The sequence below is a fragment of the Lelliottia wanjuensis genome, from assembly GCF_030238365.1.
GTDB lineage: Bacteria > Pseudomonadota > Gammaproteobacteria > Enterobacterales > Enterobacteriaceae > Enterobacter > Enterobacter wanjuensis.
Genome location: NZ_JASSOT010000078.1, coordinates 99739 through 114751 on the forward strand (window position 1 = coordinate 99739; position 15013 = coordinate 114751).

The window sequence follows — 15013 nt, forward strand, 5'->3', positions numbered from 1 at the left end:
ACCAGGGCAGCTATGATGCCTTTGCCAGCCTGTTTCGCCCGATGTAACAGGAGGCGTACGTCATCACGTGCATGAATAATTATCAGAAGTCTCACCATGCTGAAATTCCGAGTTTCTTTGCTTAGCCTTGCGCTGATTCTGGCTGTGCCCGTTGCCACGCCAGCTATCGCCAAAACAACCGCAGTGACCACTGCCGCCCAGCCGGAAATTGCCTCCGGTAGCGCTATGATTGTCGATCTGAATACCAACAAGGTGATCTACTCCAGTCACCCGGATCTGGTGCGTCCGATCGCCTCAATCACCAAATTAATGACCGCGATGGTGGTGCTTGATGCACGACTGCCGCTGGATGAGAAACTGAAAGTCGATATCAGCCAGACGCCAGAGATGAAGGGGATTTACTCCCGCGTGCGTCTGAACAGCGAAATCAGCCGTAAAAACATGCTGCTGTTGGCGCTGATGTCCTCGGAAAACCGTGCGGCCGCGAGCCTCGCGCACCATTATCCGGGCGGGTATAACGCGTTTATCCGCGCGATGAATGCCAAAGCCAAATCCTTAGGCATGACGAACACCCGTTTTGTCGAGCCGACCGGACTGTCGATTCATAACGTCTCGACCGCGCGCGACCTGACCCACCTGCTGATTGCCAGCAAACAGTATCCGCTGATCGGTCAGCTCAGCACCACGCGTGAAGAGATGGCGACTTTTGCGAATCCGGCGTACACCCTGCCGTTCCGCAATACTAACCATCTGGTTTATCGCGATAACTGGAATATTCAGTTAACCAAAACCGGCTTTACCAATGCGGCGGGTCACTGTCTGGTGATGCGTACCGTGTTTAACGGTAAACCGGTTGGGTTGGTGGTGATGGATGCGTTCGGGAAATACACCCACTTCGCCGATGCGAGTCGTTTACGTACCTGGATTGAAACCGGAAAAGTGACACCCGTTCCGGCAGCCGCGATGAGCTACAAAAAGCAAAAAGCGGCGCAGATGGAAACGGCGCAAAACGATTGATGATAGTGTTTTGTTGACGGTGGTTTTTGTAGGCCGGGCAAACGCAGTGCCGCCCGGCAAAAGCGCCCGGTGGCGCTTCGCTTACCGGGCCTACAAGGTCAAAGCGGCACCTCGGTTTTCCCCCTCTCCCCGTGGGTGAGGGCACCAGACCGCACAAAAGCTATTCCGGCAGCGTCCAGTCCCCGTCGTTCAGCGGACGCTGCATAATCAGCGTATCCCGCCAGTTCCCCTTCTTGTAGCCCACGCTTCTCAGCTGTCCGGCCACTTCGAATCCATGCTTTTTATGTAACCGCAGAGACCCGGCATTGTTATGCCCGTCGCCGACCACGGCGATCATCTGCCGCCACGGACCCTGCTCGCAGCGTGCGATCAGCGCATCCATCAGCGCACTGCCAAAACCGCGGCCCGTCGCGCTGGCATCGACGTAAATCGACTCTTCAAGGGTATAGCGATAAGCCGGGCGCGCGCGATACAGCCCTGCATAGCAATACCCGACCACCACGCCACGATAGAGTGCCACCAGCCACGGCAAACCGTCGGCGGCGATCTTGCTCATGCGCTGGCGCATCTCTTCAATGGTGGGGGGAACTTCTTCAAACGATGCGCGCCCATTAAGCACATGCCAGGCGTAGATCGCGGCGATGGCATGAACGTCGTCAGGTTGGGCGTCGCGCACCTCAACTTCGGATGCGGGTAAGATATCAACGGCCGACATGGTGGGCAGGCTCCTCAGAGAAAAAAGCCGGAGAAACGTTTCTCCGGCGGCGTGAAACTACTCTAGTACGAGAATCACGTGCTTAACAATAATTTCAGTGTGGCTTTACTGTTTGATCAGCGGCTTGCGTCGCGTCGCGCTCTGCGTCAGGGCTTTCTTTCCAGTATTTATGCTTCGTCGTCTTACCAATGCCCGGATTCATGCTGTTTGTCGGGTCATTCTCACGATAAAAACGTTTAAGCGTCTCTGGCGCTTCATACAGATGGCCGACGTTGTGTTCCGCCGGGTATTGCGCCCCGCGCGCGCGCAGCAGCTCCAGCATCTGCTCTTTCAGTTCGTGTGCGTCGACGCCTTTTTTGACGATGTAATCCTGGTGGAAAACGTGACACATAAAGTGACCGTAATAGAGTTTATGCACCAGCTTGCTGTCGATTTCCGGCGGCAGATGTTCAAACCACTCTGTGTCGTTACGACGCAGGGCGATATCCAGCGCCAGAATATCTTCCACCTCGTCCGCGTGAACCGCCTGATAGCGAATCGCCGCACCCGCCGCCGCAAAGCGGTGTAAGAATGCCTTGCTGCCTTCTTCCGGCGTACAGGCAAAGAAATCGCCTTCTGCGGTTTTAAAGAACTCCGCCAGCCAGCTTTGCGCCTCGGTAATCCCGTCGCCCGACATCTTCAGCAACAGGTGATGCTCGTACTTATCGCGCCAGCTTTTCATGCGCGGCGGCAGGTGCGCCGGGAAGGCGGTGCCGAGCTTCTGCATAAAGCGGTCGGTGAAGTGCGGTTTAAACAACGACACTTTACCGAGCATCGCGTCGGCGCGGCCCTTCATCGTAAAGAAGAACGGCATTTTGTCGGTGCCGAGCTTGTCGATCATCAGGAAGGTGTCCTTCCCGTAGCGTTCGGCGATATCGTAAATATCGCGATGCATATACTCGCCCGCGACCGGCAGATTCCGGAATTCACCCAGAATATGGCGACGGATCTCGGTCAGCACGTCCGGCTGGTTGGTGCCGATATAAAAGACCTGCTGATTTTTCTCCGCGGGGAAGGTATCAAGGCGCACGGCGAACACCGCCAGCTTGCCCGCGCAGCCGGAGGATTCAAACAGACGATCGGGGTCAGCGTTATAGCGCGCCGGGGTATCGGCTTCGATATCACGCACGCGTTCGACGTAATCGTGATCGTGGGCGTGACGACCATCGTGCTGCACGTCGGCGTCGCTCACCCGCTCGTCGTCGAGCTTGCTGAGGATCTGCTCCGGCGTCACGCCCAGGTTGATCCCCAGATGGTTCACCAGCTGCAATTTGCCGTTTTCATCAATGCGCGCAAAGAGGGACATCTCCGTGTACGCCGGACCGCGCTGCACCAGCGAACCGCCGGAGTTATTGCAGATCCCGCCGACCACGGACGCGCCAATGCACGAGGAGCCAATCACCGAGTGCGGCTCGCGGCCCAGCGGCTTGAGCGCTTTTTCCAGGGCATAGAGCGTGGTGCCAGGATAGGCCAGCACCTGTTCGCCTTTATCCAGCAGGTGCAGTTTGTCGAGGCGCAGGGTGCTGATAATGACGATATCCCGGTCGTAATCATTGCCGTTCGGCGTGGAGCCTTCCGTCAGGCCGGTATTCGCCGCCTGCATCAGAATAATTTTGTCGGCGGCGACGCAGGCGCTCAGGACGCGCCAGAGTTCCAGCAGCGTGCCGGGGAAGACCACGGCCAGCGCTTCACCCTGACCAGAACGAAAGCCCTTGCGATAGCGGGCGGTTTTTTCCGGGTCCGTCAGCAGGTGTGAATGACCGACCAGGCGAGACAGTTCGTTAATCAATGTGTTGTTATTTTGTGTGCGAACAGAAGTCATCTTCCACTCCTTGTGGTGGGGCAAATTTCTCGCTGTAAAGCATAGCGCGATTAACTGTTAAGCGAACAAGTATTCATGAGAAAAATCAGAGAATAACCCTGCAACGTTCTGAGGGTTTGTGGCACACTGCGCTTTTCGCACGGTCTGGCCGAGTTTCCCGGCGGTTGATGATGAGAGAGTACAACAACATGAAATGGCTTTGTTCTGTAGCTGTCGCAGTAAGCCTGGCGCTGCAACCCGCGCTGGCTGACGATCTGTTTGGCAACCACCCATTAACCCCGGAAGCCCGCGACGCCTTCGTCACGGACTTGCTCACCAAAATGACGGTCGATGAAAAAATTGGCCAGCTGCGTCTGATAAGCGTCGGGCCCGATAACCCGAAAGAGGCGATCCGCGAGATGATCAAAGAGAGCCAGGTCGGGGCGATTTTCAACACCGTGACCCGGGAAGATATCCGCAAAATGCAGGACCAGGTGATGCAGCTCAGCCGCCTGAAAATTCCTCTCTTCTTCGCCTACGACGTGGTCCACGGCCAGCGTACCGTCTTCCCGATCAGCCTCGGTTTAGCCTCGTCCTTTAACCTCGATGCGGTCAGAACCGTCGGGCGCATTTCCGCCTATGAAGCCGCCGACGACGGTCTGAACATGACCTGGGCACCGATGGTCGACGTCTCGCGCGATCCGCGCTGGGGCCGCGCCTCCGAAGGCTTCGGGGAAGACACGTATTTAACCGCCACCCTCGGCAAAACCATGGTCGAAGCGATGCAGGGCAAAAGCCCGGCGGATCGCTATTCAGTGATGACCAGCGTCAAACACTTCGCCGCTTACGGTGCAGTGGAGGGCGGGAAAGAGTACAACACCGTCGACATGAGCCCGCAGCGCCTGTTCAACGACTACATGCCGCCGTACAAAGCCGGACTTGACGCCGGCAGCGGCGCGGTGATGGTGGCCCTGAACTCCCTCAACGGCACGCCGGCGACCTCCGATTCCTGGCTGCTGAAAGACGTCCTGCGCGACCAGTGGGGCTTTAAAGGCATTACCGTTTCCGATCACGGCGCGATTAAAGAGCTGATTAAACACGGTACCGCTTCCGATCCGGAAGACGCGGTCCGCGTCGCGCTCAAAGCCGGGATCAACATGAGCATGAGCGACGAGTACTACAGCAAATACCTGCCTGACCTGGTGAAAACCGGCAAAGTCACCATGGCCGAGCTGGACGACGCCACTCGCCACGTGCTGAACGTGAAATATGACATGGGGCTGTTTAACGATCCGTACAGCCACTTAGGGCCGAAAGATTCTGACCCGGTCGACACCAACGCCGAAAGCCGCCTGCATCGCAAAGAAGCCCGTGAAGTGGCGCGCGAAAGTCTGGTGCTGCTGAAAAACCGACTCGAGACGCTGCCGCTGAAAAAATCTGGCACGATTGCGGTGGTCGGCCCGCTGGCTGACAGCAAACGCGACGTGATGGGCAGCTGGTCCGCCGCGGGCGTAGCCGATCAGTCCGTTACCGTACTCACCGGCATCAAGAACGCGCTGGGTGAAAACGGCAAAGTCGTTTACGCCAAAGGGGCGAACGTCACTGACGATAAAGACATCGTCACCTTCCTGAATCAGTACGAAGAGGCGGTGAAGGTCGATCCGCGCTCGGCGAAAGAGATGATCGACGAAGCGGTCAACGCGGCGAAGCAGTCTGACGTGGTGGTGGCGGTGGTCGGTGAAGCGCAGGGCATGGCCCACGAAGCGTCCAGCCGTACCGATATCAACATTCCGCAGAGCCAGCGCGACCTGATTAGCGCCCTGAAAGCGACCGGCAAACCGCTGGTGCTGGTGCTGATGAATGGCCGTCCGCTGACGCTGGTGAAAGAGGATCAGCAGGCCGATGCGCTGCTGGAAACCTGGTTCGCCGGGACCGAAGGCGGGAACGCCATCGCCGACGTGCTGTTTGGCGATTACAACCCGTCGGGCAAACTGCCGATGTCCTTCCCGCGGTCCGTCGGGCAGATCCCGGTTTACTACAGCCACCTGAACACCGGTCGCCCGTATAACGCCGATAAGCCGAACAAATACACCTCGCGCTACTTCGACGAAGCTAACGGCCCGCTGTATCCGTTCGGTTATGGTCTGAGCTACACCACCTTCAAGGTGTCGGATGTGAAAATGTCTGCCCCAATGATGAAACGTGACGGAAAAGTGACGGCCAGCGTCGACGTGACCAACACCGGTAAACGCGAAGGCGCAACGGTGATTCAGATGTACGTCCAGGATGTGACGGCGTCCATGAGCCGTCCGGTGAAACAGCTGCGCGGCTTCGAGAAGATTGACCTGAAACCGGGTGAAACCAAAACCGTTAGCTTCCCGATTGACGTGGATGCGCTGAAGTTCTGGAATCAGCAGATGAAATACGACGCGGAAGCGGGCAAGTTCAACGTGTTTATCGGCGTGGATTCGGCGCGGGTGAATAAAGGGGAGTTTGAGCTGCTGTAGTGGCGGTTTTCCCCCTCACCCTAACCCTCTCCCTGTGGGAGAGGGGACCGAACGGAGCTGGTTTTCTCCCTCGAGGGAGAGGGGACTAAATCCTCCCTCTCCCTGTGGGAGAGGGCCGGGGTGAGGGCAACAGGCCGCACAATCCACAACCCCCACCCCCTCACTCCCCACCCAATCTGTGACCCATCCCGCAACTTTTCGTCCCTTCGCCCCGAAATCCCTGCGAAACGCACTTTTCACCCGCTCAACCACCCGCCAAACGTGACTCCATTCACACTTCATTTTTCCCTCACCGGCGAAAACGTGAACAGGATCAAAAGCGCTACCCCCCGCATCCAACAGGCGTGACTCTCTTCACTCTTCCCACAAAACCCCGCTAAACACGCCGCTCACCCGGCACAGAAAACCCGTTTAATCCCTGTCACATCACAGCAGACAGGTATTCACATGAAACTCTCATTAGAAAATGTCTCCCTCGATCGCAGTGGCCAGGCGCCGGTGACGTCCACCCTCCAAAGCCTAATCGATCAACTTGCCGCAGCCGGAGGCGGCACGCTGGTGGTCACGCCGGGAATTTATCTCACCGGCACGCTGGTGCTGCCGTCGAATTTCACCCTGCATCTGGACGCGGGCGCGCGGCTGCTCGCCAGCCAGAACGTTGCAGATTACCACGCGGCAGAAACCCAAAGCATGGCCGAGCTGTCGCGCATGGCGCTGATCTACGCCCGCGACGCGCGCAATGTGACGCTGAGCGGAGCGGGCTGTATCGACGGCAACGCCACGGCCTGGTTTGCCTCACAGGCGGATGACCAGGGCTATCGTCAGCCCAAACCCCAGCGTCCGCGTCTGCTGGTGCTGGAAGGGTGCGAGCAGGTGCGCATCACCGACATCACCCTGTACGACTCGCCGATGTGGACCGCCCATCTGGTGAGCTGTAATCACGTGTTTATCCGCAACATCACCATCGATAACGATCTGACGCTGGCGAATACCGACGCGCTGGATATCGACAGCTGCCAGCACGTGCATATCAGCGACAGCTATTTCAGCGCCGCCGACGACGGCATCTGCCTGAAAACTACCGCCAAAGGACCCGAACTGCAGCAGCCGATCTACAACGTCACGATCAACAACTGCATCATTCGCTCCAAAAGCTGCGCGATCAAAGTCGGAACCGAAACCTTCGCCGACATCACCCATCTGGCTGTCAGCAACTGCGTGATCTTTGAATCCAATCGCGGGATTGGCCTGGTCTCCCGCGACGGCGGCCATTTCAGCATGATGAGTTTCAGCCACATTCTCTTCGACTGTCGCCACGGCCATCCGTGCCACTGGGGGAAAGCGGATCCGGTGTTTATCTCGGTTCGCCATCGCGCGCCGGACGTGATGCCGGGCGATATCCGCCAGGTCACCTTCTCGGGCCTGAACGGGGCGGGGGAGGGGGCGATCAATCTGCACAGCGAAACGCCGGGGGCTATCCGCGACATCACCTTCAACGGGCTGACCTTCAATCAGCAACTCGCCGAGTCCGATGAGCAGGGCTACTACGACGTGCGTCCGCCGTGCAACCCGGAGCGGCCGACCGGAATGGGGCTGGACAACGCCTATAAGGTGAACGCCGAAACCGGGCGCGCCCACGGTGTGGAACCTTATCCGCACGGCCTGCCCGCCATTTATGCCCACGGCGTCGACGGGTTGCACCTGCACGGCGTCACCCTGACACGCCCATCGCCGCTGCCTGCGGGCTGGGATCCTGAGAATATCCGGAGTTCAAAATGATCAAAAAAGTGCGAGAAATCAAACTGCGGAACTACGTCTGCTACGGTCTGGCGGATGTGATCGGCTCGGGGGCCTTTACCCTGGTCAGCGCCTGGCTGCTGTTCTTCTTAACCACCTTTTGCGGGCTAACGCCAATCCAGGCGGGGTCGCTGTTCGCGGTGGCGAGAATTGTCGATGTGATCATGTGCCCGGTGATCGGCTACGTTTCTGATAACTTCCACAAAACGCGTCTCGGTCGCCGGTTTGGCCGCCGTCGTTTCTTCCTGTTAGCCAGTATTCCGCTGGTGTCGGTCTACAGTCTGCTCTGGGTGGAGGGCTTCAACTACTGGATGTATCTGCTGTTCTACATCCTGTTTGAGATCGTCTACACCATGATCATCATCCCGTATGACACCCTGTCGGCGGAGATGACCTCGGATTTCAAAAAGCGCTCAAAACTGACCAGCGCGCGCATGTACATCGCCCAGCTCGCGGGCTTTGCGGCGGCGTTCCTGCCGGGGCGTCTGGTGGCGTACTTTGGGCCTGACTCTTCCGATTCGTTCTTCTACACCGGGGCGATTTTCACCGTCTCCTTTATGATTGTGCTGTTCTTTGTCTACTTCGGTACCTGGGAGCGCTCGCTGGAGGAGATCCAGCAAAACGAGCACCAGGACGAGGACGAAGAGAAAGAGCCGTTCACCACCCGGGCGTACCATATCTATTACGATTTCGTTTCGACGTTAAAAATCAAAACCTTCCGCTCGCACCTGGGGATGTATCTCGGCGGTTCGGTGGCGCAGGACATTTTCAACTCGGTCTTTACCTACTTTGTGGTCTTCGCCCTGATGACCTCGTCGGTGATGGCTTCCAACCTGCTGGGCGTGGTGAACGGTCTGCAGTTCTTCGGCGTCGGCATCGCGACCTGGCTGACCCTGCGTTTCTCCCCGTCGCGGGCCTTTGCGACACAGGCGACGATGGCGCTGGTGGCCTTTGCCCTGTTTGTCTCGGCGTATTTCAGCGGTACCAGCGGGATGACGCTGCTGTATGTCGGTGCGGCGGTGGCCGGGCTTGCGCGGGGCGGGATCTACGCCATTCCGTGGAACAACTACACCTTCGTCGCGGACGTGGATGAAATTCTCACCTGCCGTCGCCGGGAAGGGATCTTCGCGGGCTTTATGAGCCTGCTGCGCAAAGCCTCGCAGGCGCTGTCGATTTTCCTCGTCGGCGTGGCGCTGCAGATGTCCGGGTTTGTTTCCGGGCAAAGCGCCCAGCCGCAGTCGGCCATCAACATGATTCTGGTGATCATGATTGTGCTCCCGGTCATTTTGACGCTATGGGGCATCTGGTCCGCCTTCCAGTTTAAGGTCAACAGCCGCACCCACGCGATCCTCAACGAAGAGGTGGCGCGCCTAAAACAGGGCGGCAGCAAGGCGACGGTCAGCGCGGAGAACAAAGCGGTGATCGAGAGCCTGACCGGAATGCCGTACGACCACTGCTGGGGGGAAAACAGTGTCGGCTATCAGAACCGTAAACGCCTGAATGCGCGCGCACTGCGGGACAAAATGGCATGACGGCTCAGAGCGTCTTTATCCAGCAGGGCCTGTGGGCCCGGCTGGGATTACCGAAGGAACTGTGCTGGGGATTTGTCGGGATTTTCCTGTTTATCACCGGGGCCACTATCGAGCAGAGCTGGCTGGCGTCGATGCTCCAGCACCGGGGTTTTGACGCGGTCCATATCAGCCTGCTGTCGTCGGTGTTTGGTCTGTGCGTCGCGGCGGTGTCGTGGTTCTCCGGGATTGGCGCGGGCGTGCTCGGCCTGCGCCGCCTGATGTGGGCCGCGACGCTTCTCTACTTCATCGGTTCGGTTCCGTTTATCGGCTACGCCCTGCCGCAGGGAAATTACCCTCTGATGGTGGCAAGCTACGCCCTGCGCGGCGTGGCCTATCCGCTGTTCGCTTATTCGTTTTTGGTGTGGATTAACCAGCGCTGCGAGCCGGGGATCCTCGGGCGCGCGGTGTCGTGGTTCTGGATTGCGTTCGGCGTGGGGATGACCATCGTCGGGCCGTGGTACTCCAGCCTGATGCTGCCGCGCATCGGCGAAACGTCCACGCTACTGAGCGGGTTTGCGTTTGTCGCGCTCGGAGCCTTCTGCGCCCTGGTGCTCAACCGCGATCGTCCGCAGTGGCAGCGCGGCGGCCATCTCGGCGCGGCCTTTGCTGAGGGCATTCTGGTGCTGGTGCGCGAGCCGAAAATGCGTCTGGCGGTGATTGTCAAAACCATCAACGATATCGGCAAGTTTTCGCTGGTGATCCTGATGCCGGTCTATCTCCCGCGCTTCGGGTTTAGCATCGCCGAGTGGCTCACCATCTGGGGGCTGGTGAACGTGGTCAACATTTTTGCCAACTACTTTTTCGGCTGGCTGGGCGACACCATCGGCTGGCGCAACACGGTGGTCTGGTTCTCCGGCACCCTGTGCGGCCTGGCGATGCTGGCGGTGTGTTACGCTCCGGTGCTGTTCGGCGACAGCGAAACGGCGCTGTTTCTGGCCCTGGCGCTGTACGCCATCGGGCTGGGGGCCTTTGGCCCACTGAGCGCGCTGATCCCGTCGCTGCTGCCGGAGAACAAAGGCGCGGCCATCTCCTGCCTGAATCTGGGGTCGGGGCTGAGTAATTTCGTTGGCCCGCTGATTGTGACGCTATGCGTGTCACCTTTCGGCGTGGAAGGGACGCTGTGGGTGATGGCGCTGCTTTATTTTGCGGCGAGCCTGTTGACGGTTCCGTTGAGGTTGCCGGAAGCTATTGGTCATTAAGGCTAAGCTCTTTGAGGGATCAGTGGAATCGTTCCGTTCACTTTCATTCCTCTGCTTCTTGCTAATTTCTCTGCGGTGAACGTGTTAAGGGGGCCGCCGCCCCCTTAACAATCCCGGCTCCCGGCCAGGAAAATCGCCGCTTCGCGGTGCCCTCAGCTTATTCCTTGCGGCTTTCGGGTCGGGCGCGATCCTGCATCCATGCAGGTCGCACCCTCTCGGCGCTTCCCTGCGCCTCGACCCGGCCTCCAGGAAACGCTTCGGCGATTTTCAGCCGGACTCCCGATCCCTCCAGCTTTACAGCCGCTTGAATGTGGCACCGGTGTTGGCCCCCTTGTCACGTTCACAAGATATGAAGCAATTATATTCTGCCGAACATAAGGTGAACGGAACCACCTCCAGTGTTTAACTGATCAACATGGGGATAATACCCAATTTTTAGTCTACGCTTTTCTCTCAAGCCCCTGATAAAGGCGGCAAATTAATGAGGAAAGTGGAATGACAATCGCAAAGGGGATATGGGGTTCAGCGGCGTTACTGGCGGCGCTGAGCCTGCCTTTACAGGCGGCAGAGCCGGTGAAGGTTGGGTCGAAGATTGATACGGAAGGGGCGCTGCTGGGCAATATCATCCTGCAGGTGCTGGAGAGCCACGGCGTGAAAACCGTGAATAAAGTGCAGCTCGGCACCACGCCGGTGGTGCGAGGGGCGATCACCTCCGGCGAGCTGGATATCTATCCGGAATACACCGGCAACGGGGCCTTCTTCTTCAAAGATGAAAACGACGCGGCGTGGAAAAATGCCAGCGCGGGTTACGAGAAAGTGAAAAAACTCGACGCCGAACAGAACAAGCTGATCTGGCTGACGCCTGCGCCCGCCAACAACACCTGGACCATCGCGGTGCGCAAGGATATCGCCGAGAAAGGCAAACTCACCTCCCTCGACGATCTGAGCCGCTATCTGAAAGATAAAGGCGACTTCAAACTGGCGGCCTCGGCTGAGTTTATCGAGCGCCCGGATGCGCTCCCGGCCTTCGAGAAAGCTTACGATTTCAAACTCGACCAGAGCCAGCTGCTGTCGCTCGCGGGCGGTGATACGGCGGTGACCATCAAAGCTGCCGCCCAGCAAACGTCGGGCGTGAACGCGGCGATGGCTTACGGCACCGACGGTCCGGTGGCGGCGCTGGGTCTGCAAACCCTGAGCGATCCGAAAGGCGTTCAGCCGATCTATGCCCCAACGCCGGTGGTTCGCGAGGCGGTGCTGAAAGCCTATCCGCAGATCGGCGACTGGCTGAAACCGGTGTTTGAAAAACTCGATGAGAAAACCCTGCAACAGCTCAACGCGAGCATTGCGGTGGAAGGGCTGGATGCCAAAAAAGTGGCGGCAGATTTCCTGAAGCAAAAAGGACTCGTGAAGTAACAGGACAACGCTTTGCCAAAGACATGTCATAACCGCGTACTGCTTCTGCTCGCGTTTGTCGGGCTGGCGGCGTGCGCGCTTCCGTTCGTCAATTTCGCCCCGAACCGGCTGATGTCCGGCGAGGGGCTGTCGGTCTGGCAGGTGTGGGCAATTTCGCCCCTCCCGCTGGCGCTCTCTCTGGTATGCGTCACCGTGCTGTCGTTTTGCGCGGGGCGTGTGCCGCTCATTCTCACGCTGATTGTTTGTGAACTGCTTTTTGTGCTGCTGGCCTGGAGTGCCGGGCTTGCGGCAACGCATCTTGCCACCGCGGAAACCCCGCTGGCGCGTACCTCGACAGGCAGCGGTCTGTGGCTGTGGATGGCCCTTTGCCTGCTCGCCTGTAGCGATGCGATCCGCCGCCTGACCACGCGCCCGGTGTGGCGCTGGCTGCTGAATGCGCAGATCTGGATTTTGCCCCTGGCGCTGCTGTTCAGCGGCGAGCTAAACACGCTTTCGCTGCTGAAAGAGTACGCCAATCGTCAGGAGGTCTTTAACGATGCGCTGGCTCAGCACTTGACGATCCTGTTTGGCACCCTGGTTCCGGCGCTGCTCATCGGCGTGCCGATCGGCCTGTGGTGCTACCGCCATCCCGCGCGTCAGGGACCGGTATTTACCGTGCTGAACGTGATTCAGACCATCCCTTCCGTGGCGCTGTTCGGCTTGCTGATTGCGCCGCTCGCCGGGCTGGTGAAATCCTTTCCGGCGCTGGCCGCCATCGGCATCGCCGGAACCGGGCTGACGCCTGCGCTCATTGCTCTGGTGCTGTACGCGCTGCTGCCCTTAGCGCGCGGCGTGCTGGCGGGATTGAGCCAGGTTTCCCCGGAGGTGCTGGAGAGCGCCAGCGCGATGGGGATGAGCGCCAGTCAGCGCTTCTGGAAGATCCAGCTGCCGCTCGCGCTGCCGCTTCTGCTGCGCAGCCTGCGGGTGGTCGCGGTGCAAACCGTCGGCATGGCGGTGATTGCCGCGCTGATCGGCGCGGGAGGTTTTGGGGCGCTGGTGTTCCAGGGCCTGCTCAGCAGCGCGCTGGATCTGGTGTTACTCGGTGTGATTCCGACCATCGCCCTGGCGGTGGTGGTGGACGCGCTCTTTGCCCTGTGGCTGGCCCTGCTGAAGGGGAAAAATAATGATTGAATTTCACGATGTGAGTAAAGAATTTGCCGGGCAGACGGCGGTAAAAAACCTCAATCTGCGCTTTGAGGAAGGGGCGTTTTCGGTGCTGATCGGCACCTCCGGGTCAGGGAAATCGACCACCCTCAAGATGATCAACCGGCTGGTGGAACACGACAGCGGGCTGATTCGCTTTGCCGGGGAGGAGATCCGCAGCCTGCCGGTGCTGGAGCTGCGCCGCCGGATGGGCTACGCCATTCAGTCCATTGGCCTGTTCCCGCACTGGACGGTGGCGCAGAACATCGCCACCGTGCCGCAGCTGCAAAAGTGGTCGCGGCAGAAAGTGGCGGATCGCGTCGATGAGCTGATGGCGCTCCTGGGGCTGGAGCCATCGCTTCGCGAGCGCTATCCGCATCAGCTGTCCGGCGGGCAGCAGCAGCGCGTCGGGGTGGCGCGTGCGTTAGCGGCCAATCCGGAAGTATTGCTGATGGATGAACCTTTCGGCGCGCTGGACCCGGTGACCCGCAGCGCGCTGCAAACGGAGATGACCCGCATCCATCGTATTCTTGGGCGCACGATTATTCTGGTGACGCACGATATCGACGAAGCCCTGCGCCTCGCCGATCGTCTGGTCTTGATGGACCACGGGGAAGTGGTGCAGCAGGGCACGCCGCTGGAGCTGTTAACCCGCCCGGCGACGGATTTCGTGCGCGAATTTTTTGGCCGCAGCGAACTGGGCGTGCGGCTGCTCTCCCTGCGCACGGTCGCAGAGTATTTACGCCCGCAGGATCGGGCGGTGACCGGCGAACCCCTTCAGGCGCAGATGAGCCTGCGCGATGCGCTCTCGGCCTTTGTCGCCCGTCAGTGTGAGGTGTTGCCGGTGGTGGATGAGCAGGGCGCACCGTGCGGGACGCTGCATTTTCGCGATCTGCTGGCAGGGGAGGTGGAACGTGAAATGGCTACGTGATCCGCTCCTGTGGCTGGTGCTGCTGTTCGTCGCGCTGCTGTGGCTGATGCCATACAGCGGCGGGCTGTTTGGCGCGCTGTTCCCCGGTCTGCCGCGCCCGGTCTATCTGCAGGAGAGTTTCATCAGCCTGACGCTGGCCCATTTCTGGCTGGTGGGCGTGTCGAGCGCCATCGCGATTGTGATCGGCGTTGGGGCCGGGATTGCGGTGACGCGGCCTTTGGGCAAAGAGTTTCGCCCGCTGGTGGAGACCATCGCCGCGATCGGGCAAACCTTCCCGCCGGTGGCGGTGCTGGCGATTGCGGTGCCGGTGATCGGCTTTGGTCAGCAACCGGCGATCATTGCCCTGATTTTGTACGGCGTGTTGCCGATCTTGCAGGCGACGCTGGCCGGATTAACAGCCGTGCCTGCGGCAGTCACCAGCGTAGCGGAAGGGATGGGGATGAGCGCGGGGCAGCGACTGCGTAAAGTCGAGCTGCCGCTGGCAGCGCCGGTGATTCTGGCGGGAGTACGGACGTCGGTGATTATCAATATCGGGACCGCGACCATTGCGTCAACGGTCGGGGCGAATACCCTGGGCACGCCGATTATCATCGGACTGAGCGGATTTAACTCAGCCTATATTGTGCAGGGTGCGGTGCTGGTGGCGCTGGCAGCGATTGTGGTCGATCGCGGGTTTGAACGGCTGGCGCAGTATCTCAGCCGACACCGCCACGCACGATAAATGAGTAGCCGGCCAGCATCACGCCGCCAATGCCGCTGATGGCCATTAAGGCGAAGAGGGTAATTACGGCCACTTTGGTTGCCTTCATAATGTGCTCCTTTTGTTAACCGCCCAATTATA

Annotated in this window: 12 protein-coding genes; 9 read left to right on the forward strand and 3 right to left on the reverse strand. The window is 59.4% G+C overall.

Features of this window, described 5'->3' with window-relative positions:
• The first annotated feature begins 96 nt into the window (after positions 1 to 96).
• Complete coding sequence (pbpG, locus tag QQF33_RS23640; protein ID WP_285158705.1) at positions 97 to 1017, forward strand: D-alanyl-D-alanine endopeptidase; 921 nt, start codon at positions 97 to 99, stop codon at positions 1015 to 1017.
• 160 nt (positions 1018 to 1177) lie between these two features.
• Here pbpG and QQF33_RS23645 read toward each other — a convergent pair whose 3' ends face one another.
• Both QQF33_RS23645 and dld read right to left on the reverse strand, forming a co-directional pair.
• Entirely contained in the window at positions 1178 to 1732 is a 555-nt protein-coding gene (locus QQF33_RS23645) for a GNAT family N-acetyltransferase (RefSeq protein WP_282495078.1), read from the reverse strand.
• A gap of 94 nt (positions 1733 to 1826) precedes the next feature.
• Complete coding sequence (gene dld / locus QQF33_RS23650; RefSeq protein ID WP_285158706.1) at positions 1827 to 3593, reverse strand: D-lactate dehydrogenase; 1767 nt, start codon at positions 3591 to 3593, stop codon at positions 1827 to 1829.
• A 188-nt stretch (positions 3594 to 3781) separates the two neighbouring features.
• Between dld and bglX the strand changes: the two genes are divergently transcribed.
• The 8 genes from bglX (at position 3782) to QQF33_RS23690 (ending at position 14893) form a co-directional block, all read left to right on the forward strand.
• Positions 3782 to 6079: a beta-glucosidase BglX gene (gene bglX, locus QQF33_RS23655; RefSeq protein ID WP_285158707.1), complete on the forward strand. Its 2298-nt coding sequence runs from the start codon at positions 3782 to 3784 to the stop codon at positions 6077 to 6079.
• A gap of 447 nt (positions 6080 to 6526) precedes the next feature.
• Entirely contained in the window at positions 6527 to 7858 is a 1332-nt protein-coding gene (locus QQF33_RS23660; RefSeq protein ID WP_285158708.1) for a glycoside hydrolase family 28 protein, read from the forward strand.
• Positions 7855 to 9408 (forward strand): MFS transporter, encoded by a 1554-nt coding sequence (locus tag QQF33_RS23665; RefSeq protein ID WP_285158709.1) that lies wholly within the window; start codon positions 7855 to 7857, stop codon positions 9406 to 9408. The genes QQF33_RS23660 and QQF33_RS23665 overlap by 4 nt, the downstream gene beginning before the upstream one ends.
• Positions 9405 to 10646 (forward strand): MFS transporter, encoded by a 1242-nt coding sequence (locus QQF33_RS23670; RefSeq protein WP_285158710.1) that lies wholly within the window; start codon positions 9405 to 9407, stop codon positions 10644 to 10646. Before QQF33_RS23665 ends, QQF33_RS23670 begins: the two co-directional genes overlap by 4 nt.
• A 495-nt stretch (positions 10647 to 11141) precedes the next feature.
• Positions 11142 to 12059: a glycine betaine ABC transporter substrate-binding protein OsmF gene (gene osmF, locus QQF33_RS23675; RefSeq protein ID WP_282495072.1), complete on the forward strand. Its 918-nt coding sequence runs from the start codon at positions 11142 to 11144 to the stop codon at positions 12057 to 12059.
• A gap of 12 nt (positions 12060 to 12071) precedes the next feature.
• A complete protein-coding gene (locus QQF33_RS23680) occupies positions 12072 to 13229 on the forward strand; it encodes an ABC transporter permease (protein ID WP_285158711.1) in 1158 nt (385 codons plus the stop codon).
• Positions 13222 to 14172 carry an ABC transporter ATP-binding protein gene (locus QQF33_RS23685; protein WP_285158712.1) on the forward strand — a complete coding sequence of 317 codons (951 nt, stop codon included), beginning with the start codon at positions 13222 to 13224 and terminating at the stop codon, positions 14170 to 14172. Before QQF33_RS23680 ends, QQF33_RS23685 begins: the two co-directional genes overlap by 8 nt.
• Positions 14156 to 14893, forward strand: a complete 738-nt coding sequence (locus tag QQF33_RS23690) for an ABC transporter permease (RefSeq protein WP_282495069.1) — start codon at positions 14156 to 14158, stop codon at positions 14891 to 14893. Before QQF33_RS23685 ends, QQF33_RS23690 begins: the two co-directional genes overlap by 17 nt.
• On the opposite strand, the gene QQF33_RS23695 is transcribed toward QQF33_RS23690, so the two are convergent.
• Complete coding sequence (locus QQF33_RS23695) at positions 14868 to 14981, reverse strand: protein YohO (protein WP_100779551.1); 114 nt, start codon at positions 14979 to 14981, stop codon at positions 14868 to 14870. The two genes, QQF33_RS23690 and QQF33_RS23695, sit on opposite strands and share 26 nt — an antisense overlap.
• Positions 14982 to 15013 lie beyond the last annotated feature (32 nt).

Bases quoted from the DNA above. Each gene is read 5' to 3' on its own strand.
- osmF (WP_282495072.1), top strand. From the start codon at position 11,142: ATGACAATCGCAAAGGGGATATGGGGTTCAGCGGCGTTACTGGCGGCG.
- QQF33_RS23670 (WP_285158710.1), top strand. From the start codon at position 9,405: ATGACGGCTCAGAGCGTCTTTATCCAGCAGGGCCTGTGGGCCCGGCTG.
- QQF33_RS23695 (WP_100779551.1), bottom strand. From the start codon at position 14,981: ATGAAGGCAACCAAAGTGGCCGTAATTACCCTCTTCGCCTTAATGGCC.
- bglX (WP_285158707.1), top strand. From the start codon at position 3,782: ATGAAATGGCTTTGTTCTGTAGCTGTCGCAGTAAGCCTGGCGCTGCAA.
- QQF33_RS23685 (WP_285158712.1), top strand. From the start codon at position 13,222: ATGATTGAATTTCACGATGTGAGTAAAGAATTTGCCGGGCAGACGGCG.
- QQF33_RS23645 (WP_282495078.1), bottom strand. From the start codon at position 1,732: ATGTCGGCCGTTGATATCTTACCCGCATCCGAAGTTGAGGTGCGCGAC.
- dld (WP_285158706.1), bottom strand. From the start codon at position 3,593: ATGACTTCTGTTCGCACACAAAATAACAACACATTGATTAACGAACTG.
- QQF33_RS23660 (WP_285158708.1), top strand. From the start codon at position 6,527: ATGAAACTCTCATTAGAAAATGTCTCCCTCGATCGCAGTGGCCAGGCG.
- pbpG (WP_285158705.1), top strand. From the start codon at position 97: ATGCTGAAATTCCGAGTTTCTTTGCTTAGCCTTGCGCTGATTCTGGCT.
- QQF33_RS23665 (WP_285158709.1), top strand. From the start codon at position 7,855: ATGATCAAAAAAGTGCGAGAAATCAAACTGCGGAACTACGTCTGCTAC.